This window comes from Staphylococcus cornubiensis, assembly GCF_900183575.1.
GTDB classification, from domain to species: domain Bacteria; phylum Bacillota; class Bacilli; order Staphylococcales; family Staphylococcaceae; genus Staphylococcus; species Staphylococcus cornubiensis.
Genome location: NZ_FXUZ01000092.1, coordinates 1 through 396 on the forward strand (window position 1 = coordinate 1; position 396 = coordinate 396).

1 protein-coding gene is annotated in these 396 nt (G+C 50.5%); it reads right to left on the bottom strand.

What is annotated here, in order from left to right; genetic code table 11:
• Nucleotides 1-2 precede the first annotated feature (2 nt).
• Nucleotides 3-396: cytochrome C assembly family protein (locus tag CCE82_RS12690; protein WP_086429659.1), on the bottom strand; the 394-nt coding region annotated here is incomplete at its 5' end.

Sequence of the window (396 nt, forward strand, 5' to 3'; positions counted from 1 at the left end):
GTTTAGCTGATTAACTGCTGGACAATTCGGCTGCCGAAGTAGGCCAGTGTCAGAATTACCGCGCCCGCAACGTTAAACCAGACGACGCGGCGTCCACGCCATCCTTCATGATAATGTCCCCACAGCAGCACAATATAGACAAACCACGCCACGATAGAGAGCACAGCCTTGTCGATATTTTCCATGCTAAATAAGTTGTGCATGTAGAACAGGCCAGTGCAAAGCGTGAGCGTTAGCAGCACCACGCCAATCTGCGTGATGTGGAACATTTTACGCTCGATACTCATCAATGGCGGCATTTCCTGGTTAAACGCCAGCTTCTTGTTCTTCAGTTGGTAATCAATCCACGCCAGTTGCAGCGCGTACAGGGCGGCGATAATTAGCGTGGCATAGGAA